General features: G+C 68.8%; 22 protein-coding genes. 9 read left to right on the top strand and 13 right to left on the bottom strand.

What is annotated here, in order from left to right:
- Positions 1-2 precede the first annotated feature (2 nt).
- The 6 genes from WPS_RS16610 to WPS_RS16585 all read right to left on the bottom strand — a co-directional run bounded on the left by WPS_RS16610 (position 3) and on the right by WPS_RS16585 (position 5,624).
- Positions 3-359 (bottom strand): DUF4267 domain-containing protein, encoded by a 357-nt coding sequence (locus WPS_RS16610; protein WP_317995569.1) that lies wholly within the window; start codon positions 357-359, stop codon positions 3-5.
- Positions 360-405: 46 nt separating this feature from the next.
- Positions 406-1,371: an ABC transporter substrate-binding protein gene (locus WPS_RS16605; protein ID WP_317995568.1), complete on the bottom strand. Its 966-nt coding sequence runs from the start codon at positions 1,369-1,371 to the stop codon at positions 406-408.
- A 16-nt stretch (positions 1,372-1,387) separates the two neighbouring features.
- A complete protein-coding gene (locus WPS_RS16600) occupies positions 1,388-2,668 on the bottom strand; it encodes an FAD-dependent oxidoreductase (protein WP_317995567.1) in 1,281 nt (426 codons plus the stop codon).
- Between the two features lie 75 nt (positions 2,669-2,743).
- Positions 2,744-3,997 carry an ABC transporter substrate-binding protein gene (locus WPS_RS16595; RefSeq protein WP_317995566.1) on the bottom strand — a complete coding sequence of 418 codons (1,254 nt, stop codon included), beginning with the start codon at positions 3,995-3,997 and terminating at the stop codon, positions 2,744-2,746.
- A gap of 6 nt (positions 3,998-4,003) precedes the next feature.
- On the bottom strand, positions 4,004-4,879 hold the full coding sequence (locus tag WPS_RS16590) for a fumarylacetoacetate hydrolase family protein (RefSeq protein WP_317995565.1): 876 nt from the start codon (positions 4,877-4,879) through the stop codon (positions 4,004-4,006).
- A gap of 13 nt (positions 4,880-4,892) precedes the next feature.
- Complete coding sequence (locus WPS_RS16585) at positions 4,893-5,624, bottom strand: IclR family transcriptional regulator (RefSeq protein WP_317995564.1); 732 nt, start codon at positions 5,622-5,624, stop codon at positions 4,893-4,895.
- An 89-nt stretch (positions 5,625-5,713) separates the two neighbouring features.
- On the opposite strand from WPS_RS16585, the gene WPS_RS16580 reads away from it, so the two are divergent.
- On the top strand, positions 5,714-6,658 hold the full coding sequence (locus WPS_RS16580; protein ID WP_317995563.1) for a cupin domain-containing protein: 945 nt from the start codon (positions 5,714-5,716) through the stop codon (positions 6,656-6,658).
- Positions 6,655-7,107 (top strand): DUF5069 domain-containing protein, encoded by a 453-nt coding sequence (locus tag WPS_RS16575; protein WP_317995562.1) that lies wholly within the window; start codon positions 6,655-6,657, stop codon positions 7,105-7,107. The genes WPS_RS16580 and WPS_RS16575 overlap by 4 nt, the downstream gene beginning before the upstream one ends.
- Before the next feature lie 59 nt (positions 7,108-7,166).
- Here WPS_RS16575 and WPS_RS16570 read toward each other — a convergent pair whose 3' ends face one another.
- The 5 genes from WPS_RS16570 to WPS_RS16550 form a co-directional block, all read right to left on the bottom strand.
- Positions 7,167-7,766: a hypothetical protein gene (locus WPS_RS16570; RefSeq protein WP_317995561.1), complete on the bottom strand. Its 600-nt coding sequence runs from the start codon at positions 7,764-7,766 to the stop codon at positions 7,167-7,169.
- Positions 7,767-8,150: 384 nt separating this feature from the next.
- Entirely contained in the window at positions 8,151-8,618 is a 468-nt protein-coding gene (locus WPS_RS16565; protein ID WP_317995560.1) for a ribonuclease E inhibitor RraB, read from the bottom strand.
- Positions 8,618-8,875, bottom strand: a complete 258-nt coding sequence (locus WPS_RS16560) for a hypothetical protein (protein ID WP_317995559.1) — start codon at positions 8,873-8,875, stop codon at positions 8,618-8,620. The genes WPS_RS16565 and WPS_RS16560 overlap by 1 nt, the downstream gene beginning before the upstream one ends.
- A 4-nt stretch (positions 8,876-8,879) precedes the next feature.
- Positions 8,880-9,500, bottom strand: a complete 621-nt coding sequence (locus WPS_RS16555; RefSeq protein ID WP_317995558.1) for a nitroreductase family protein — start codon at positions 9,498-9,500, stop codon at positions 8,880-8,882.
- 38 nt (positions 9,501-9,538) lie between these two features.
- The gene (locus WPS_RS16550; protein ID WP_317995557.1) at positions 9,539-10,105 is read right to left on the bottom strand and encodes a hypothetical protein; all 567 of its coding nucleotides are present in this window, start codon (positions 10,103-10,105) and stop codon (positions 9,539-9,541) included.
- A gap of 250 nt (positions 10,106-10,355) precedes the next feature.
- Here WPS_RS16550 and WPS_RS16545 point away from each other — a divergent pair, with 250 nt between their 5' ends.
- The 6 genes from WPS_RS16545 to mutM are packed head-to-tail and all read left to right on the top strand — an operon-like array spanning position 10,356 to position 18,030.
- Entirely contained in the window at positions 10,356-10,796 is a 441-nt protein-coding gene (locus WPS_RS16545; RefSeq protein WP_317995556.1) for a hypothetical protein, read from the top strand.
- 16 nt (positions 10,797-10,812) lie between these two features.
- Positions 10,813-13,137, top strand: coding sequence for an alpha-2-macroglobulin family protein (locus WPS_RS16540; protein WP_317995555.1), 2,325 nt, complete (start codon positions 10,813-10,815; stop codon positions 13,135-13,137).
- A complete protein-coding gene (gene polA, locus WPS_RS16535; protein WP_317995554.1) occupies positions 13,137-15,803 on the top strand; it encodes a DNA polymerase I in 2,667 nt (888 codons plus the stop codon). Before WPS_RS16540 ends, polA begins: the two co-directional genes overlap by 1 nt.
- Positions 15,775-16,356, top strand: coding sequence for a DUF192 domain-containing protein (locus WPS_RS16530; protein WP_317995553.1), 582 nt, complete (start codon positions 15,775-15,777; stop codon positions 16,354-16,356). The genes polA and WPS_RS16530 overlap by 29 nt, the downstream gene beginning before the upstream one ends.
- Complete coding sequence (locus WPS_RS16525; protein ID WP_317995552.1) at positions 16,353-17,165, top strand: hypothetical protein; 813 nt, start codon at positions 16,353-16,355, stop codon at positions 17,163-17,165. The genes WPS_RS16530 and WPS_RS16525 overlap by 4 nt, the downstream gene beginning before the upstream one ends.
- A gap of 49 nt (positions 17,166-17,214) precedes the next feature.
- Complete coding sequence (gene mutM, locus WPS_RS16520) at positions 17,215-18,030, top strand: bifunctional DNA-formamidopyrimidine glycosylase/DNA-(apurinic or apyrimidinic site) lyase (protein WP_317995551.1); 816 nt, start codon at positions 17,215-17,217, stop codon at positions 18,028-18,030.
- Between the two features lie 18 nt (positions 18,031-18,048).
- Here the strand turns inward: mutM and WPS_RS16515 are convergent, their stop codons facing one another.
- Entirely contained in the window at positions 18,049-18,324 is a 276-nt protein-coding gene (locus WPS_RS16515) for a hypothetical protein (RefSeq protein ID WP_317995550.1), read from the bottom strand.
- On the opposite strand from WPS_RS16515, the gene WPS_RS16510 reads away from it, so the two are divergent.
- Complete coding sequence (locus tag WPS_RS16510) at positions 18,211-19,218, top strand: 30S ribosomal protein S1 (RefSeq protein WP_405054906.1); 1,008 nt, start codon at positions 18,211-18,213, stop codon at positions 19,216-19,218. The genes WPS_RS16515 and WPS_RS16510 overlap by 114 nt on opposite strands.
- A gap of 69 nt (positions 19,219-19,287) precedes the next feature.
- Here the strand turns inward: WPS_RS16510 and WPS_RS16505 are convergent, their stop codons facing one another.
- Complete coding sequence (locus tag WPS_RS16505) at positions 19,288-20,094, bottom strand: class I SAM-dependent methyltransferase (RefSeq protein ID WP_317995548.1); 807 nt, start codon at positions 20,092-20,094, stop codon at positions 19,288-19,290.
- Positions 20,095-20,100 lie beyond the last annotated feature (6 nt).

The following is a 20,100-nucleotide window of genomic DNA, read 5'->3' as shown; positions in this document are numbered from 1 at the left end:
CCCTAGTCAGTCCGGTCGCGCACCGCCAGCGCGGCGAGGGCGAGCGCGGCGAAGCCGCTCAAATGGATCGCGTGCTGAGGGCGCCAGCCGCGGACCGACCCGAGCGCTGCGGCGTCGGCGAGTCCGGCCAGCGAGACGATTCCGAGCGCGCGGCGCAGGCGCGGCGCATCGTCGAGGACCGCGAATACCAGCAGGCCCAGCAGCATGTCACGCGCGCCGGTCGCACGCACGAAACCGAGGCCGCCGGGATCGTCCGTCGGCAGCCCATACTGGCCCGCGGAGAGTTTCGGCGCGGCGACCGCGAGCGCGCCGACGGCGGTCAGGGCGAGGGCGAGCGTTCCGGCGAGCGTGCGTTCCATACCGGAAGGCTTCGACGCCGCCGCGGCGTCACCGGTGCGGGTGCGGTCAGAAGCGCGCGACGAGCCGGACTTCGTTGAGCGGCGTCTTGTACGTGAGGATGCCGTCGGCGACGAACTCGCGCTGCATGTCTTCGAGCGTCCCCTGATCGATGCGCAGATCGGGCTTGAACTCGTAGCGCGGCGCCGACTTGATCAGCTCGATGGTCTGCTTCGTGTACTTCGCGTACGCGTCGATGTTCGGCCCGTCGTAGTAGCCGTTGCCCACGATCTCGCTCGCGGCTTTGCGCAGCGCCGTCATCACCGACGACGCGGCGGCGGTGTTATGCAGCAGTGCGGGGCCGAAGAAGACGCCCGCGGCGGCGATCCCGGCCGGCGGCGACGCGACGACTTTGCCGAGGTGCCTCTGTTCGAGGAGTTCGGTGAACGGCGCCGAGGTGAACACGGCGTCGATCGCCTTGCGTTCGAGCGCGACTTCCTGATCGGGGTTCGCGACGTTGACGGCCTCGATGTCGGTGAGCTTCAACCCCGCCGGCCGCAGGATGCGCGCGACGTAGTATGCGGACGCTGCGCCGGTGTTCCCGATCCAGCCGATCTTCTTGCCGCGCATCCCGGCGACGCGCAGGCCGCCGTCGTAGAGGTCCTGGCGGATGAGCAGGGCCGAGGGCTGTCCCTTGCGCGGCTGATAGCCGGTCGACGCGACGAACTTCACGTCGAGGCCGCGATTGACCGCGTTGTAGAACGCCGCCGAGAGCGCCGCGGCGGCGATGTCGATCTGTCCTTGCGCGACGAGTGACATCGAATCCGCGCCGGCGACGATCGGCGTGAGCATCGCGTCGAAGCCCGCATCGCGCAGATATCCGCGTTCGACGGCGACGAAGACCGGCGCGAAGAGCGTCGAGGGAACGTAGCCGATCGTGAGCGTCTTGCGGCTCTGCGCGCGGATGACGGCCGGAAACGCGACGGAGGCCGCACCACCCAAGGCGGCGGCAAGGAAACGGGCGCGAGACACCATGATCGAACGATGCTCCTTATGCGTCGAGCGCGAGGATCGCGTGCTGACGGAGCAGTTCGGCACGGACCGCTGCTACTTCCGCCGAATGGCCGCTCGCGACGAGGGCTGCGGCAACCCCTGATGCATGCCCCGTCGCGAACGCCGTCCCCATAACGCGCGCCGAGCCGAAAGCGTCACCGTCGGCGTCGATAACGCGGCCGGCGGCGAACAAGTTGACGAACGACGCGCTGCGCAGCGTGTCCAGCGGGATGCCGTACGGACCGTCGTCGCGGATCCGCTTCCACACGCTCGGCCGTCCCGGCCCGAGGTGCAGTTCGACCGGCCAGCCGCCGAGCGCCACCGTGCTCCAGCCCACGCGTCCGCTCAGGACTTCGACGCCGCGCAGCCGCTCGCGCGCGACCACGTGGCGCGACTCGCGCGTCCCGATCGCCGGCCCCGTCGCGATCAAGTACGCGCGTTCGTGACCCGGCAGGTGGCGGATCGCCTCGGTGATCGCCCAGGCTTGTTCGCGCGCGCGCCGTTCGGCGGCGCTGACCGAGCGGGCGTCGCGCGCGTCGTAGGCTTCGTCGGCGAGAAACGCCAGGATCTCGCCGCTGTGCGGCAGCCGCACCACCAGCCCGTTCTCTTTGGTGAGGTGGAGCGCGCCGCGCGCTTTCGCACTGCGCACCGCGCGCGCCCAGGCGTCGCGCGAGACGTCGGCGTCTTCCGCGATCCCGCCGACGCGCATCGCGAGCGTGCCGTTCTGCGGTGCGTGCGTGCCGTCGGCGTAGCGCGTCGCCGCCCCCGCCTGCTCGGCGAGATCGGCCTCGCCGCTGGCGTCTACGAATGCTTGCGCGTCGAGCGCGAACCGGCCGCCGTGATCGAGCACGACCGCGCGCCACACGCGGTCGCCGTCGATCTCCGCATCGCAAACCTGCGCGTGCAGGATCACGTCGATGCCGGTTTGCGCGCAGATGCGATCGAGTGCCAGCTTCACCGGCTCGGGTTCGATGAGCGCGATGACGACGTTGGTCGAAGCGGTGCGGATCGGTCCCATGATCCCGTTGAGCTCCGCGAGCGATCGCAGCACATCGCCGCCCACTCCGCCGACGATCTGCGTCGGCGGATCGGCTTGCGTCCAAAAACCGCAGTAGGTCAGGATGCTGCTGCGCGTCGCCGCGCCCCCGAGAAACGGCGCCCGTTCGACCAGCGCGACCTTGGCCCCGGCACGCGCGGCGCCGACGGCCGCCGCGACCCCCGCCGCACCGCCGCCGCACACGACCACGTCGTATCGTGCCGAACGACTTGCCTGCGCCATCACCGCCTCGATGCGGCGCCGACGCTCGAACGCCCCGCGCGATTTCGTAAGGGTACGGTGAAGTTGTCCTGCGCGTCAGCGCGGTACCGCTTTGCCCTCACGTTCGCCCGGGCGCCGGCTCGCGATGGCGCGACTCGCCGCGGAGGCTTCGGGACTCGCGCACGAGCCGGCAGCGTCGTTCGCTTCGGCGGTCCCGACGACGTCGAGCAGATAACCGGTCTTGCGGAAACGCGCCGCGCTCACGACCTCGCCCGCGTAGGTGTCGTGCGCGCTCTGATGATCGCAGGCGCGCCAGGTCGAGAGGTTCTCGCGGGCCGAATCGTAGCGGTGGCCCGCGAACGCGGCGATGAGCTTGTCGGCGTTCGTCGTCCCGGCCGCGCTGATGCGGTCGATCAGCTGTTTCGTCGAGAGATAGCCGAGATAATGCCGGTTCGAGACGGGGCCGCCGATCGCGCGGCCGAGCTTGTCGTGCAGTGCGCGCGCGCTGGGCGAGACCGACGGCATCCAGAGCGATGCGAACACCGAACCGGCGAGCTGGTCGAGCGGGAGCGTCTTGGCGTAGAAATCTTCGAGGGTCATCCCGGCCAGGCGCATCTTCTTGTGCAGGCCGAAATCGACGAACGCGCGCGCCGCGACCGCCACGTCGAGGCCGCCTTGGCAGAGCACGACCTGCTCGGTGTCGGTGTTGCGGATCTTCGTCATCGTGGAGCTGAAGTCGGACGTCCCCACGCGCAGCACGTCGGCGCCGACTTCGGTCCCGCCCGCGCGTTTGAGCAGGGCGGAGAGACGCGCGTACGCGTCCTTGCCGAATGCGAAGTCCTCGACGACGAAGTACCATTTCTTCCCGCCGGCGAGGATGCGCTGGCCGACGGCTTTAGTGAACATCGCGCAATCCTGCGCGAACCGGAACGCGGTCGCCGTCGCGTGGTCGGCGGCGAGCGAGGTGTCCTGCGGGCCGATCAGCAGCGTGAAGACGCCGGCTTCGAGCGCGATCGGCGTGATCGCGAGCGCGACCGCCGACGACGTGCCGAAGAGTAGCGCGTCGACCCTCTCCTGATCGATCAGGCGATGCGCTTCGTTGATCCCGGTCTGCGGCTTCGAGTTGTCGTCACCGCTGACCAGCGCCCACTTCACGCGCCCGGACGCGTTCGCTTCGGCGAGCGCGAGCTTCACGCCGATCGCGTGGTAGCCGCCGATATCGGAAAGCACGCCCGACGCCGAATCGAGATAGCCGAGCGTGACGGTGGTCCCCGGCGCCGCGATCGCGTAGGGTGAAAAGACCGTCGAGTAGCCCGCCGCGGTTCCGGCGAGAAATGCGCTCCGCCGCATCGCCCGTCAGCGCGCCGCGCCGACCGGGGCGGCGATCGCGACGGGACTGCGCAGGATCCCGATCTTCGAGATCTCGACTTCCATCACATCGCCGTCTTTGAGAAACTCGGGCGGCGTGCGCGCGAAGCCGACGCCCTCGGGCGTCCCGGTGGCGATGATGTCGCCCGGTTCGAGCGTGAGGCCCGCGGAGAGATATGCGATCACGCGCGCGATCGGAAAGATCATCGCCGACGTACTCGCATGCTGTTTCACCTCGCCGTTGAGGCGCAGGGTGACCTCGAGGTTCTGCGGATCACCGATCGCGTCGGCGGTGACGATCGACGGTCCGAGCGGACACGTGTCGTCGAGCGTCTTTCCTTTGAACCATTGGTTGGTCGCGTTCTGCAGGTCGCGCGCGCTCACGTCGTTGAGGCACGTGTAGCCGAAGATCACGCCGAGCGCGTCTTCCTCGCGCACGTTCTTGCAGCGCGTCCCGATGACGACCGCGAGCTCGGCTTCCCAGTCGTACGCCTGCGAGACGGCGCCGTCGAGGTGCAGGGTCTGCTTCGGGCCGGTGATCGCGGTCGGCGCCTTCGAAAAGAGCGTCGGCACCTTGGGCAGCTTCAGCTCCTCGCCGCGGGCGCGTGCGCCTTCCTCGGCGTGCGCGAGATAGTTGCGGCCGACGCAGAAGACGTTCTTGCGCGGGTGTAGCGGCGCGAGCAGCGTCGCCGACGCAAGCGGGACCGGCGCGCCGAGCCGCTTCACGGCGGCGTCGCGCTCGGCCGGTGCGAGCGCGAGCAGGGCGTCGAGCGATGCGAGGCCCTCGATGGGGCGCAGCGTGTCGCCCTCGACGACGGCGGGCTGCGCGGGGGTGGACGGGGTGCTGAATAGGGCGAGTCTCACGAGGGACCTCCGGCTACGGATTGCGAAATGCGTTTTGCGATGCGAAGGGCGAACATCCTGCGGTGAACGCGAGCAGGGCGCGGGCGGTCGGGCCGTCCCAGTCCAGGTCGAGCGCGCCCGCGCGCCCGATGACGGTCACGGCTGCCGCGAGGCGTCCGTCCTGATGCCAGAGCGGGGCCGCCATCGCGCTGACGCCGACCAGGAACGTTTCGTCGACCCGGGCCAAATGCCGCGCGCGGACGTCGGCCTGTATTCCCGCAACCTGCGGATCGTCGAGGTCGACCGGCTGCATCCCCGCGGCAACCGCGTCGGGCGCAAAGGCCAGGAAGATCCGGCCCGTAGCGGTGGTTCGCAGCGGGTACGTCGTCCCCACCCGCACGGCGAGCGTGACCGGATGCTTGCTCAGTTCGATCCGCGCGACGGTCGGGCCGGCATCGGTCCAGACCGCGATCGCGGAGGTTGCGTCGACGGCATCGCGCAGCTCGCCGAGCCGCTCGCCCGCGACGCGGACCGCGTCGAAGCGTTCGAGCGCCGCCAGCCCGATCCGCACGGCGAGCGGCCCGAGGTCGTAGCCGCCGCTCCGCTCGCTCTGTACGACCAGCCCGGCCTGCACGTAACTGACCAGATACCGGTGCGCCTTTGCCGAAGACATCCCCGCGGCGCGCGCGAGCGCACCGAGCGAGCGCGGCCCGTCGGCATCGGCGAGCGCTCGCAGCAGCAGCGCACCCACCTCGACCGATTGCACCCCTGCGCGACGGCGAGGGTTCTCGGGAACACCATCGTCGGCACTCACCACGCGCGCACTTTCCTCAGCACGACGGAGGAGCACTCCCCATGATCGCGACCGATTCTCTCGAGCAGCTCTTCGCCGAAGCGGAAGCGCAGGACGCGCAGCCGCTGTGGACGGTGATGGATACGATGGTGCCGCCGCACCCCGAACCCAAGGCGGTGCCGCACGTGTGGCGCTACGCGCTGATGCGCCCGCTGCTGGAGCGTTCCGGCAACCTCGTCGGCACGCAGGATGCGGAGCGCCGCGTCTTCATGCTGGTGAATCCGAAGCTCAAAGCGCCGAAGACGACCGACACGCTCTACGCCGGCCTGCAGCTGATCAAGCCCGGCGAAGTGGCGCGCGCTCACCGTCACGTCGCGTTCGCACTGCGGTTCATCATCGAGGGTGACGGCGCGTTCACCGCGGTCGGCGGCGAGAAGGTCACGATGCAGCGCGGCGACGTGATCCTCACGCCGTCGTGGGAGTTCCACGACCACGGCCACGAGGGGAAGACGCCGATGGTGTGGCTCGACGGGCTCGATCTGCCGGTCTATCAATTCTTCCCGGCGAACTTCGCGCAGCCGTACTCGGCCGAGCAGTTCCCCAGCGAGCCCGCGCCCGAAGACTCGCACCTCAAGTACCCGTGGGAGGACATGCAGGCGCGGCTCGACGCGGAGCCGGGACCGTACGCGTACGCCGACTATGCGCACAAGCGCACCGGTGCATCGGTCTCGCGCGTCATCGGCTGCGCCGCGGAACGGCTGAGCGCGAAGACGTCGTCGCCGTCGCGCCGCGAGACGGCGGGGATCGTGTACCACGTCTACGAGGGTCGCGGAACGACGAAGGTCGGCGGCGAGACCCTGCACTGGGAGCGCGGCGACACGTTTTGCATCCCGTCGTGGGCGCCATACCGCCACGACGCGCAGCGCGAGACCTACCTCTTCCGGTTCGACGACCGGCCCGTCCTCGAAGCGATCGGCGCGTATCGCGCGGAGTCGTCGGCGTCGTGAGCGAGGCGACGACGCTTCCGTATCCGGACTGCGATCTGCGCGCGCACCCGCCGCGGTCGCCGCGCGCGACGCTCGGCGGCCTCGTGCTGCTGCCGCGCACGATCGACAAGATGCGCGCAAAACTTCAGGGTACGCTCGGATACTACAAGATCGGCCCGGGTCTCTCCGCGTATCTGCTCGAGTGGCTCGGCGTGAGCGAAGACGCGTTCGCGGACGCGGTGCGCAACGCCGCGAACGACGACGAGGTCGTCGCCTGGCTCACCGCGCGCGCGGATCCCGGGACGTTCCCGGCGATCAACGAGCGTCTGCTGCAGCGCGGCATCCGCGACGACGAACACTTCGCACAAGTGCTCCCGCATTATCCGGTCCTCCGCGAGCACCCGCACCTGCGCAACTGGTTCGAGATCCTCGAACTCGACGATCAGTGGATCTTCGACCCGTCACGCTGAGCTTGTCGAAGCGCAGCCGCTCGGCTCGACGAGCGCAGCATCAGGAGCAGCGGCACGAATCAACTCGGTTCAACGAACGGCAGATCTGCCGCACGCCCGTTGAGAGGAACGACGCGATCGCCGAATGCGGCGATGAACGCGATGCGCTCGTTCTCAAGGATGCCGGATACCCAGGCGTTCTCGTGTTCCGGTGCCCTCGCGAATGCGAGGACGCGGCGCGAACCTCCGATTTGCGATTCGTAACGATATGCGTAATCGGCGAGCTGGCCGATCCCATAGCGGGCTCGGTCGATCACCGACGTCGGGCTGCCCACGCTCTTCGCTTCGATAAGGAAACGTTCGTTTCCGACCGCTGCAAAGAGGTCGATATTGTTGTTATACCAGGTCGTGCCGCCCGCGCGAAGGACGGCCCGCTGCACGATGCGGAGCGTTTCTTGATGATCACGCCGCGCGCGCTCCTGCAGCGCAGCTGATTCGTAGACGTTCACGATGCTGTTGTCGGTGCGGGGAACGTAGCCCGCGCCGGGTGGAATCTCGGCGATCTCGCGCAGAGCGTCTGTCGGTGCTGCGACGAGCGGCAGCGGATACGGACTGACGGCGACCGTTTCGGTACTGGGCATCGTGTCGAGGTCATGCTGCGTGACGCCGGCGGCCGACAAGATGCGGTGGTACGCGGTCTCGGAAAGTTCGCGAACCGCCGCCTGAAACTGCGGTCCGATTTCGGATTCGGTTTCGTAGAACAGACCGTGCGCATCGCGCAGAGCGACCGGCTGCGGAAACGGACCGGCCTTGATAAGATTCGCGAAGCGAAATCGCGGATCACGCCAATCGGCGTCCCACTCGCCGATGATGCCGTATCCAAAGTACGTCATCGAATCGTAACGGCGCCGAGATCTTCCCAGCGGCCGGTAATACACGAACGGCTCGTAGCGGCGGACGCGCGAAAAATACACGCGCGGGTAGTGGTAGAGCACGTATTCCGCATCTTCGTAGATGCGATCGGTCGGCGAAAAGAGCTGACTCAGGACGACCGGCATGCCGCCTTACGTCTTTTGGCGCCGCCACGGCATCAGCTTTCGCATCTTCGTCATCATCTCTTCGAGCGCGAGCTGGCGGGCGACGGAGCGGCCGTACTTGGACTGCACGAGCATCACGTCCCAACCCTCGAACGTTCCGCCGTGGCGGCCGGCGGCGTCGCGCGCGAAGGTGCACAGCGCATCGACGTTCGGCGCCGGGATCATGATGACGATCTCGGCGCGCAGCGCCCATGGCGCACCCTCGCGCTCGCCGGCGGTGACGTCGACCGTAAACCCTTCGGCGGCGAACTCGGCCGCGGCGGCGCGAGAGGCGTCTTCGCGCGCGAATGATAGGCGCGAGGTCACCAGCGTGCGCTGCCAGTGATCGCCGCCCAGGCGGCCGATCTCGAACATCTGGTCGCGGTCCGCCGGCGCAAGGCGCTCCATTGCCTCTTCGACTTCGGGCGCCGTGAACGTCTCGCGGAACAGCGGCATTACGTCGGCCGCCGCGTCAGATGCCAGAAGCCGCAGTAGCGGCACTCATACGAAAAAAGCACGTCCCCCATCCCGTTCATCAGCGCATGCGCGCGCGCGTCCATCTCGTCGGCGTACTGCTGTTTTGACGTGCACGAACGCGCGACGTCGGTGTCGATCCACGTATCGGCGCTGGCGCGATCCTTGAGATACCACTGCATGAGGTCTTCGGCCGCGTTGCCGCTCTTCGGCGGGACGTGCCGACTGCGGCGGGACACGGCCTCAGAGCCAGCGCACCGCGTCGTCGAGCGGGCGTCGGTCTTTGCGCGTGCGCGCCAGCGGCGTCACCGCGTTGCCGACCACCAGGCTCGTGAAGATCTTGAACCCGGCCGGGACGTCGAGCAGCGCCTTCGCTTCCTTGTCGAACGCCAGGCCCCGCGTCCAGCTCGTGAACTGGCTCGCGAGCCCGAGGCTCGTCGCCTGGAGCTGCATCGCCATCAGCGCGCACGCGCAGGCTTCGGAACTCTCGGGGATCCGATCGTCCTGCAGCACCACGATCGCGACGCCGTGCGCGGGGATGACGTCGCCGGCGGCCTGACGTTCCAGTCCCTTGACGTAACTCGGTTCGCGCAGCCGGGCGTTCATCCGCGAGAACAGCCCGCGCATCTTCATGAACGTGTCGCGCGAACGGTTGCACGCCGCGCGCAGCAGTTCGTATTTCTGCGGATCGCGGACGACGACGAACCGCACCGGCTGCGTGTTGTAGAGCGACGGCGCGTTGCGGCCCGCGTCGACGATCGCACGAAGCGCCATCGGCGGCAGCGGTCCCGGCGCGAACGCACGCGCGTGCGTCGTGCGCTCGAGCAGCGCGAGTGCGTCGGACTGATCGGACGCCAGCGTCATGGTCGGCGGTTCGCCGGGCCGGCCTCCGTGCCTTCGCGTCAGTGCGGCGTCTGCATCACCTGCGGCAGGTCGGGCATCCGCTTCACGTTGACGCTAGGCGCGGGGTTGGGCGCCGGGGTGACCGGCCCGACCGGCGCGGCGCGTTTCCCGTTGCGGCGGGCGATCTCCATCATATCCGTCGCCGCCCCGGTGGCGTTGGGATTGACGCCGCCGGCCTTGATGAGGGCCACGTCGCGGCGAATCCGGAGCGACTTGGGGTCGTAGTCGTAGGTCAGCCGGTAGGTCCCCAGGACGACTTTGCCGTCGGGGGTGCGGATAAACGCCTGAAGCGCGTTTCCGTACATACGCGCGTCGAAGCCCCGATCGTGGGACGGTTTGATCGAGCGCACGCGCGCGACTTGGCCGAGTTTATTGATCTCGACGACGACCTCGGTGTGCAGCGGGACCTTCGGAAAGATCGCCCGCGGCTGCAGTTTTTCGACGTTGATGCGCTGCGCTGCGGAGCCCTTCGGGGCGTTCGGAGCGGCTTTCGGCGGCGGCGTGGCGGCGGAGGCGATCGAGCCGGCGGCGAGCACGGCGACGAGCGCCGGCAGGGGAAAACGCAAATCAGTTCCTCGAGAGTGCGGCAAACGCTGCGCCGCACGAGGCGCAGGCGACGATCACTTGGAAGGTCGCGCCGCGCTCGCGCAGGTCGTTGGAGCGCTCGTCCGTCTCATGACTCCCGCAGTAACGGCAACGGGTGCCGGTTGAGTTCCCCCCCGTACGTTCGTCGTGCACCTTCACCTTGTTCCCGGATTTCGCACGGGACCCTCGGCGCGGGACGCCGCCGAGAAGCCGCCGAACGCACGCCGCGTCATGATTCACCGGATCGCCGCCGCTGCGTTTCTCGCTCTGAGCCTCGTCGCGTGCAAGCAAGACAACGGCGGCGGAAACGGCCAGTCGACCCCGGTCGGCGCCCAGCGCTTCACCGGCCTGGGCGACGTCCGCGTGGTCGACGCGAAACTCGTACCCACCAGCGACAGCGCTGCGGGGATCTCGAGCGGCGTGATCACGTACGTGGTCGCGCAAGTCGAGCTGACCAACGATTTCGGGATGGACGCCACGCCGGAGATCAGCCACTTTTACTTCATCGATCGCGCCGGCAACCGGTTTCAGGCCAAAGACTCCGGCTCGTCGGTGTTCATCGGCGTGAGCAACTCGCAGCAGCTGCTTAAGCAAAACGAAAAGCGCACCTACACCATCGGCTTCCGCACCAACGACCCCAACGTTGCCGGAACGATTCTCTACGAACGCTAGACGCCTGGGCGCGGCCTTGCTCGCGCTCGGGCTGATCGGCGCGCGGCCGCTCCCCGATTCCGGGAAATGGGACCGCACCTTCGCACTCTACGCGCGCGACGTCGCGGTTCCGTGGAAGCGCATCGCGGTACGCCTGGATACTTACAGTGGTGCGCCGGTCGATTTTGCCGCGTACGACGCCGACCCGGCCGATGTGCTGATCGCGGGCTCGTCCCGCGCGCGTGCGATCGACACCGCGCATCGTACGCCGGTCGCACGATGGCGTTTCACCCCGCCGCCCGGGCTGCGCTTCACACCCAACGACGTCGAGGTGCCGCTGCAGAATCGCGAGGGATTCTTTGTGATCGAAGCGCGGCGCGGCGACGCGGTGCAGCAGGCGTGGCTCGATCTCACGCGCGTGGGGATCATCACCAAAGAGTCGCCGGGCGGGATCGTGCTCTACGCTGCGGACTTGGGGAGCGGCAAAGCGCTCGCGGGGATGCGCCTGACGTATCTCGTCGGAACATCGTTCGAGTACGGGAAGACCGACGCGCACGGGGTCGCGCGGCGGAGTGCCGGCGCGCGGCCGCGGTTCGCGCTCGCCGAATGGGGCAAGAGCAAGACCTTCGTGTCGTTTCTTCCGCAGCCGCCGGTCCCCGCGACCGTCATGGGGGTGCGAACCGAGCGCGCATCGGTGCGCGCCGGCGATCGCGTGCGCGTGATCGGGTTCGCGCGCCGGCGCGCGGGAACGGTGTACCGCCCGGCCGGAGGCGACGCGAAGGTGGCGATCCTCGCGCGCGGCCGCACGATCGCAACCGCAGGCGCGAAGCTCGACGCGGCCGGCGCGTTCAGCGCCGAGCTCGCGCTGCCCGCGGACGCGCCCGCCGGCGACGCCGCCGTGCTCGCGACGCTCGGCGGTGCGAACGCGGGCGCGTCGCTGCACGTAGACGGCGTCAGCGACATCGCGCTGACCGTGACGCCCGCCTGCACCGCGTGCGCGCCCGACGCGAGCATTCCGCTTGCGGTCGCCGCGAAGCGCGCCGACGGCACGCCCGCCGCCGGTCGCGACGTCCGGATCACGGTCGTCCGTTCGCCGCACGTCCCCGAACCCGGCGCCGTCGCCGACGCGCCGTCGTGGGGGACTTCGCGGATCGTCGATCAGCGCGTGCGCACCGATGATCTCGGAATCGGCCGCGCGGTGATTCCGGCGCCGAGCGACGGCCTCGCGTCGACGTACGGCGTCGTCGCATCGAGCGGAGCCGCCACCGCGACGGGACGGATCGTCGCTTCGAGCGCACGCGTCGCGCTCGCGGTCACGCCCGAACGCCCCAACGCCGACATCGGCGAACCCGTCGCGATCGTCGTGCGCGGCTTCGACGCAGCCGACGGTCGCCCGGCGGCCGGACTGTTCGTAAAATTGCGGCTCGTGCACGGGCCCACCGAGCAGAGCGCGCAAGTGACGCTCGACGCCGACGGACGCGCGCACGCCGTGTTCCGCAACGTCGTCCCCGGGACGAACCTGATCTACGCGCAGGCGGACGTCGACGCCGCGCACGCCGTCGACGTCAACGCGGTGACGGTCGCGCCGCAGGCGCTGTTGGGAACGCGTTCGCGGCGCAGCGTCGAAGCGCGGATCACGACCGACAAAGCGCGCTATCGCGTGGGCGAGCGCGTCGCCGTCGACGCTTCGCTCTCCGGCGCCGGCGGCGACGCGTTCGTCGACCTCGAAGGCGCACGCTCGCTGGGCGAACAGACGCTCTCCGCCGCAAACGGTCACGTCGGCGCGACGTTCGTCGTCCCCGAGACGGTCGGCGACGCGGCGGTCGGCGTCGCGTTCGTCCGCGACGGCGCGTTCGAATACGCGACACACCGGATCGCCGTCGACGGCCCCGGTCACGCGCGCGAAACGACGCTGTCGGCCGACCGGCCGACGTACGCGCCCGGCAGCACGGCGCACCTCTCCATCGCCGACGGCGCCGAACGCGCGAGCGCTACGATCGCGATCCGGCTCGGCGACGCGCGCGCGGGCGGGGCGGCGTCGTTCGATGACGCCGCCGCGGTGCTCGCCGGCGCGGGGACGACGACGCAGAATCCGGCGTCGGCCGACCCGGCCTGGCACGCGTCGGTCACGCCGCGCCAGTCGACCTCCGTCGATCTGGGCGCGACCGATCGCGGACCGGCGGCAGCGGCGACGCTCGGCGCCGCGGCGGAGCGCTCGCTGCTGTGGCGGGTCGAGCGCTTCGATCGCGAAACCTTCGACGTCGCGCTGCCGGAGACGCCGGGACGCTACGTTGTCTCGGTGCTCAAGGTCTCCGACGACGGCGATGTCGGTGCGGCGACGCTGGCGCTGGAGGTGCGATGATGGGCGAAGAGACGACGATGCAGCTCGGCGCGCCGCCCGGAACGTCGCGCTTGATGCTGCTCGACACGTACGGGCTGGTGTACCGCGCGTTCTTCGCGCTGCCGGCGCTCACGACCACGCGCGGCGTCCCGATCAACGCGGCCTACGGCTTCACGATGATGGTCACGAAGATCATCAACGACGAGAAGCCGACGCACGTGATCGCGGCGTTCGACCGCGGCATCCCCAAAGCGCGCGTCGCGCTCTACAAAGACTACAAAGCGCAGCGCCAGGAAACCCCCGACGAGCTGCGCTCGCAATTCGCGCTGGTGCGCAAGATCCTCGCGACGTACGGTATTCCGATCGTCGAGATCGACAACGAGGAAGCCGACGACGTGATCGCCACGCTCGCGCGTCAGGCCGAAGATGCGCAGCAGCAGGTCCTCGTCGTCACCGGTGACCTCGATCTGCTGCAGGTCGTCGACGACCGCACGACGGTGCTGACGACTCGCCGCGGAATCACCGAACTCGGGCGCTACGACGAAGCCGCGGTGCGCGAGCGATTCGATCTTGCGCCGCGGCAGTTGCCCGACTATCGCGGACTCAAGGGCGACCCGTCCGACAATCTTCCGGGCATTCCGGGCGTCGGCGAGAAGACCGCGATCAAACTGATCAAGAACGCGGGCTCGCTCGACGCGCTGATCGCGCAGCCGGCGCTTGCCGGAACACCGAAGCTCGAAGCGCTCATCCGCGAATTCGGCGAGCAGGCTCGCGTGTGCCGCGACGTATCGCTGGTGAAGCGCGATTTGCCGCTGACGCTGGACTGGGAGAGCGCCGCGTACGCGGCGCCGGCGAACGACGCGCTCTACGCGCTCTATCGCGAACTCGAGTTCAAGACGCTGCTGGCGCGGCTCGAGCCGCCGGAGGCGCCGCCGCCGATCGCCTCCGACGAACAGCTCGCCGGCGCGTACGAGTCGTACACCGCGATCACCGATCCGCCAGATTTCGCGAAGCTCGCGGCGCTCATCGACGACGCCGCGGCGCGCGAGCGGGTCGCGGTCGCGATGCGCGGCGACGCGGTGGCGATCTCGGTCGACGACGGGCGCGGCTTCGCGTTCCTGCGCTCCGCGCTCGAGGTCGACGCGGTCGCCGGCGCGTTCGCGCATGTGTGGGAGCGCGTCCCGCACCTCATCGCCTACGATGTGAAGTCGGAAATTGGCGCGCTCGCGCTGCCGCTGCGCTTCGCCGGCGACGACCCGATGCTCGCGGCGCACCTGCTCAATCCGTCGCGCACGTTCGCCGACGTCGGTCAGGCCGCCGGCGAGTTTCTCGACCGCGTCCTCCCCGACGAACCGGCCTCCGCCGCAGACGCCGCGGGGCGGCTCGCGCACACGACGCGCGCCGAACTCGAGCGTCGCGGCCAGCACGCGCTCTACGCCGACGTCGAACTGCCGCTCGCGACGGTACTCGCGGGGATGGAGCGCGCCGGCGTCGCGCTCGATCTGGCGACGCTGCGCGAATTGGCGGTGCAAGTCGACGCCGACGTGGCGCGGCTGCAGCACGAAATCTACGACCTCGCGGGCGAGGAGTTCAACCTCGGCAGCCCCCAGCAGCTAGGGCGCATTCTCTTCGACAAGCTCAATTTGCCGGCCGGCAAGCGCAACAAGACCGGCTGGTCGACCGACGACGCCGAACTGCAGCGCCTGCGCGGGTTTCCGATCGCACAGAAGATCCAGGAATACCGCGAAGTCTCAAAGCTCAAAAACACGTACATCGACGTGTTCCCGACGCTGCTCGACGCGCGCGGCCGCCTGCACACGGTGTTCCGCCAAACGGCGACCGCGACCGGGCGCCTCTCGTCGACGAATCCGAATCTGCAGAACATCCCGGTGCGCAGCGATCTCGGACGGCTGATCCGCAAGGCGTTCGTCGCGCCGTCGCCCGACCGCGTCCTGCTCGCCGCCGACTATTCGCAGATCGAACTGCGATTGATGGCGCATCTGAGCGGTGACGAAGCGATGCGCACGGCGTTCCACGAACACCAGGACATCCACGACTTCACGGCGCGCCGCATCTTCGACATCGGACCGTTCGCCGAAGTCGATCCCAACCAGCGGCGCATGGCGAAGGCGGTCAACTTCGGACTGCTCTACGGCATGTCCGATTTCGGGCTCGCCCAGCGGCTCGAAATCGACCGCGCTGCGGCCAAGCAGATGTCGCAGGCGTACTTCGACCGGTTCCCCGGCGTGCGCGGCTTCATCGATCGTTCGCTCGAGGAAGCCCGCGAACGCGGTTACGTCCAGACGATTCTCGGGCGCCGCCGCTACATGCCCGATCTGCGCGCGAAGAACTACGCGCTTCGCGCCGCCGCCGAACGCGAGGCGACGAACGCGCCGCTGCAAGGCTCGGCCGCCGATCTCATGAAGCTGGCGATGGTCCGGCTCGACCGCCGCCTCGCCGCCGAACGCCTCGACGCGGTGATGCTGCTGCAGATTCACGACGAACTGATCTTCGAAGTCGCGCGCACCGATCTCGACGCCGTCGCGCGCGTCGTCAAACACGAGATGGAGCACGCGCTCGAACTCAGCGTCCCGATCGAAGCGACGCTCAAGTCGGGCGCGAATTGGTACGACGTCGCCTCGTTCGACGTCGAAGCGGATGAACTCGAAGCGGCCGCCTCCGCCTGAAGGGAGAACGCCGACGCCTGCGGCGTTCCGCTCGCGCCGCATCGCGGTCGCGGCCGCCGCGGCACTCGCCGTTGCCGCGCCGGCGGCCCGTGCGACCGGCGCCCACGCCGGCAGCCTTCCGTACTGCACCGCGATCCCGCTCCCGCAGCGCGCGGCGGCGACGTGCCGTGCGCTCGAGGTGACCGGTGCGCGTACGACGCTGCGCCTCGCCGTCGCTGCGAACGAAGCGGATCGCGAGCACGGGCTGATGGGCGTTCCGGTCGTCCCGCCCGCCGAGGGGATGATCTTCGCGTTCACCGACGGCGATCAGCGCCGTTACTTCTGGATGAAGAACACGATCGCGCCGCTCGACATGATCTTCGTGCGCGCCGACGGCGTCGTCACCGGCGTGGCGGCCGACGTTCCGGCCTCGACCTTCCGCACCACCGACGACGAGGTGGCGCGCCGCGACGGGCTGGGCCGCTACGTGATCGAACTCGCCGCCGGCGAAGCGAAGCGGCTCGCACTGGCGCCCGGGGTGCGCCTCGGGATCCCGCCGCTCGCCGCGCGATGATGCCGAGGCGAACACTCGCGTCGATTGCGATTGCGACCGCGTTCGCCTGCACGGCGCAGACGGCCGCACCCGTCCCGCGCGGCGACGAGATTCTTCGGCTCGCCAAGGCGGCGTTTCGCGCGCACGCGCACGCGCCGTTTGTCAGTTACACCGTCGAGCGCACGGATCGTCGTCGCCGCGAGTACGACATGGAGAACAGTTACACGCTGCGCGTGTGGTGCCGCCGCTCCGATCGCTCGGCGTTGACGCGCAGGCAGTGGAACGGATCGACCGTCGGACCGTTGGAGAACGTGACGGTCGCGTTCGACGGCCGCGTCGATCCGGGCCCGCCCGATGCGGACGTCTTCGAACCGCGCCTGTACGCGCGCCCCGCGCCCTCGCCCGAGCCTTCCGCGACCGACCTGCCGACGATCGGCGTCACGAGCGTCACGGTCGAGGGCGACTACCGCGTCGAACGCGTCGCGCGCGACGGCGACGCCTGGCACCTGTGGCTCATCTGGAAACGCGACCCCGAACGCAATCGCATCGACGAGTTGTGGGTCGACGCGGAGACCTACGAACTGCGCCGCATGAAAGTGCGCGATCACCTCTACCTCGGCGACACCGGAGCGTCGCTCCCCGAAGAGTTCGACGTGCGCTTCGCGATGCGCGACGGAACGCCGCTGATCGCGACGATCGACGGCCGCACCGACGACTGGGAGTTCGAAACGCACTACGCGTTCCGCGACGTCACCTTCGCGCAATCGCTCCCCGATTGGTATTTCCAGCCGCAGCGCTACGGCGCCCACAAAGGAGACGCCCCGGTCTGACGGCGGCCCGGCCGCAAACAATCCACCCGCATCCCGGGTCCTACCGCCAATGCCCGAACTCCCTGAAGTCGAGACGATCGCGCGCGGCCTCGCCAACGCCGTCACCGGCAAGACCATCGACGCGGTCGCGATCTCGATGGCGAAGATCGCGGTCGCGGCGCCCGGCGTCGACTTCGCCGCGGCGCTCGCCGGCGAGACGATCGGGGCGGTGGGGCGACGCGGCAAGTACGTCGTGATCGCCTTGGGTTCGGGCCGCCGGCTGGCGGTGCACCTGCGGATGACCGGCCGCCTGATCGTCCACGGCGCGGAGTACCCCGAGCCCTATCCCTACACCCACATCGTCCTCCGATTCACCGACGGAACGCGGCTCAGCTTCGCCGACGTGCGCCAATTCGGCCGGATGCGGCTGTTGGAAGCAGGCGACCCCTGGGATGCGGACGGCGGTCTGGAACCGCTTTCCGAGGGGTTTACCAGCGAGGCGTTTGTGAGTATGCTGGACGGGCGTCGCACGCCGATCAAGGCGTTCTTGCTCGATCAGAGCCGGATCGCCGGCGTCGGAAACATCTATGCGTGCGAAGCCTTGTGGGAAGCGGGGATCCGGCCGAGCCGCCCGTCACACAAGATCAGCAGGCCGGCTCGCCGCCGGCTGCACGGCGCAGTTCGAAGCGTTCTCCAGCGTGCGATCGACGCCCGCGGGACGAGCGTGGACGATTACGTCGACGCTGAGGGGCTGAAGGGCGGGTTCCAAAACCAACTCGCCGTTTACGGCCGCCTCGGCGAACCGTGTCCTCGCTGCGGCAAACCCATCGTCCGCACGGTGATCGGACAGCGCGGCACCTGGTGGTGCCGGAGCTGTCAAAAATAAAATACAAAACGAAGGAAGTTACCTCACATCACTACTACGATCGAGCCGACCGTACCGACGGCGGCCCACGAAGAAGAAGACCAGCTCGCGCTGGAACAGCGCCTCTACGAAGAGTCCCTCAAGGTCCTCGATGAGGGCCAGGTTCTCACCGGCGTCATCGTCGCCAAGTATCAGGACGAATTGCTCGTCGACATCGGCGGCAAGTCCGAAGGCATCCTCCCGTTCCGCGAGCTGTCGCTGGCGATCGAACCGAAGGAGCTCAAAGTCGGCGACACCCTGGAAGTCATGATCCACCGGATCGACGACCAGGACGGCCAGCTCTATCTGAGCGAGCGCCGTGCCCGCGCGCTGAAGACCTGGGAGAAGGTCATCGAAGCGCACGATAACGACGAAGTCATCGAAGCGACCGTCACGCAAGTCGTGAAGGGCGGCGTGCTCGTCGATCTCGGGATGCGCGGCTTCGTTCCCGCATCGCAGATCCGGCGTCAGCCGGTCGGCAACCTCGACGAACTGGTCGGCAAGAAACTGCGGCTCAAGGTCATCGACCTCGACCACAAGCGTCACCGCGTCGTGCTCTCGCAGCGCCAAGTTCTCGAAGAAGAACTCAACGCGAAGAAGCAGGAGCTGCTCGGCACGCTGCAGGTCGGACAGATTCGCGAAGGCGTCGTCGTCCGGCTCGCCGAGTTCGGCGCGTTCGTCGACCTCGGCGGCATCGACGGACTCATCCACAACTCCGAGCTCTCGTACGCGCGCATCAAGCACCCGTCCGAAGTCGTCAAGATCGGCGACACCGTCTCGGTCGAGGTGATGAAGTTCGATCCCGAAGCGAAGAAGGTCTCGCTCTCCCTCAAGCACGCGCTGCCCGACCCGTGGGTCGAGCACGCCGACAAGCTCTGGGAAGGCAACAAGCTCGTCGCGCAAGTCGTCAAGGTCACCCCGAACTATCTCCTCGTCGAGATCGTCCCGGGCGTCCTCGCGATGGTGCCGAAGGGCGAGTTCGACGCGAGCGTCCAGTACTCGCCGGGTCAGGAAGTCGACGTCACGCTGCTCACGATCAACAACGGCACGCGGCGCATCACCGGTTCGATCCAGCATGTCGCCGACATCGCGCCGGACGAGCTCGTGGACTTCCCCGCCGAAGACGGCTTCGGGCCGCTCGGCGCGGAACTCTCGACCACCAGCATCTAGCACGTTGCGCGCACGAGCGCGCGAGTCGGATCGGCACGAAGGAGGCGGCAACGCCTCCTTCGCTGCGTTTCAGGTACGTACGATGAAGACGTTCGCACGCATCGTCGCGTCGACCGCGCCGTTGCCGAAGCGTTCGATCAGCGCGGCTTCGACGGCGTCGGTCAGCTCCGCGAGCCGGCCCGCGTCGCGCTCCTCGATCTCCGATCGTACCGGAGTTCCCTGCACGAACCCGATCGCGATCGCGCGCGCCGATGCCGCGCGCGAGCGTTTCTCGACCGCGTCGACCGTGATGTCGTGAAAACCGGCGTCGCGCAGCCACGTCGCAATCGCTGCGGTGTCTGCGAAACCGTGCGGCGTGCGCGCGATGAACTGCGGCGGATCCTGCGGAAACGCGGCTGCGACGGTTTCGTGCACGACTCGCGGGACCGGGTTGGCGCCCAGATCGTCCCAGACGTTGAACGCGAATCGCCCGCCGGGCGCGAGCACGCGCGCCGCCTCGCGGAACGCCGCGACTTTTTCGGGAAAGAACATCACCCCGAACTGACAGACGACGAGCCCGAACGTCCGGTCGCCGAACGGAAGCGCGCCGGCGTCGACTTGCTCCCAGCGCACGTTGGGCGCGTTGCTCGCCGCGGCGGCGCGCTCGATCATCCCGGGATTGAGATCGCTCGCGACGATCGAGGCCGTCTTCAGCGCGCGGGCCAGCGCGCGCGTCACGATCCCCGTCCCGGCGGCGGTCTCCAGCACCGCCGAACCGTCGTGGTCGCGCAGCCGTTCGGCGAGATCCTCCGCGTACGGCTCGAAGAGCAGCGCGCCCAGATAGCGGTCGTACATCTCGGCAATCGAACCGGAAAAGACTGCGTCCGTCTGCTGCATCCAGAC

This window comes from Vulcanimicrobium alpinum (assembly GCF_027923555.1).
GTDB classification, from domain to species: Bacteria; Vulcanimicrobiota; Vulcanimicrobiia; order Vulcanimicrobiales; family Vulcanimicrobiaceae; genus Vulcanimicrobium; species Vulcanimicrobium alpinum.
Note: the sequence above shows the minus strand (reverse complement) of the source record. Positions and strands in the feature narration are given on the sequence as shown.

Bases quoted from the DNA above. Each gene is read 5' to 3' on its own strand.
- WPS_RS16610 (WP_317995569.1), bottom strand. From the start codon at position 359: ATGGAACGCACGCTCGCCGGAACGCTCGCCCTCGCCCTGACCGCCGTC.
- WPS_RS16605 (WP_317995568.1), bottom strand. From the start codon at position 1,371: ATGGTGTCTCGCGCCCGTTTCCTTGCCGCCGCCTTGGGTGGTGCGGCC.
- WPS_RS16600 (WP_317995567.1), bottom strand. From the start codon at position 2,668: ATGGCGCAGGCAAGTCGTTCGGCACGATACGACGTGGTCGTGTGCGGC.
- WPS_RS16595 (WP_317995566.1), bottom strand. From the start codon at position 3,997: ATGCGGCGGAGCGCATTTCTCGCCGGAACCGCGGCGGGCTACTCGACG.
- WPS_RS16580 (WP_317995563.1), top strand. From the start codon at position 5,714: ATGATCGCGACCGATTCTCTCGAGCAGCTCTTCGCCGAAGCGGAAGCG.
- WPS_RS16565 (WP_317995560.1), bottom strand. From the start codon at position 8,618: ATGCCGCTGTTCCGCGAGACGTTCACGGCGCCCGAAGTCGAAGAGGCA.
- WPS_RS16555 (WP_317995558.1), bottom strand. From the start codon at position 9,500: ATGACGCTGGCGTCCGATCAGTCCGACGCACTCGCGCTGCTCGAGCGC.
- WPS_RS16545 (WP_317995556.1), top strand. From the start codon at position 10,356: ATGATTCACCGGATCGCCGCCGCTGCGTTTCTCGCTCTGAGCCTCGTC.
- polA (WP_317995554.1), top strand. From the start codon at position 13,137: ATGGGCGAAGAGACGACGATGCAGCTCGGCGCGCCGCCCGGAACGTCG.
- WPS_RS16530 (WP_317995553.1), top strand. From the start codon at position 15,775: ATGAACTCGAAGCGGCCGCCTCCGCCTGAAGGGAGAACGCCGACGCCT.
- WPS_RS16525 (WP_317995552.1), top strand. From the start codon at position 16,353: ATGATGCCGAGGCGAACACTCGCGTCGATTGCGATTGCGACCGCGTTC.
- mutM (WP_317995551.1), top strand. From the start codon at position 17,215: ATGCCCGAACTCCCTGAAGTCGAGACGATCGCGCGCGGCCTCGCCAAC.
- WPS_RS16505 (WP_317995548.1), bottom strand. From the start codon at position 20,094: ATGCAGCAGACGGACGCAGTCTTTTCCGGTTCGATTGCCGAGATGTAC.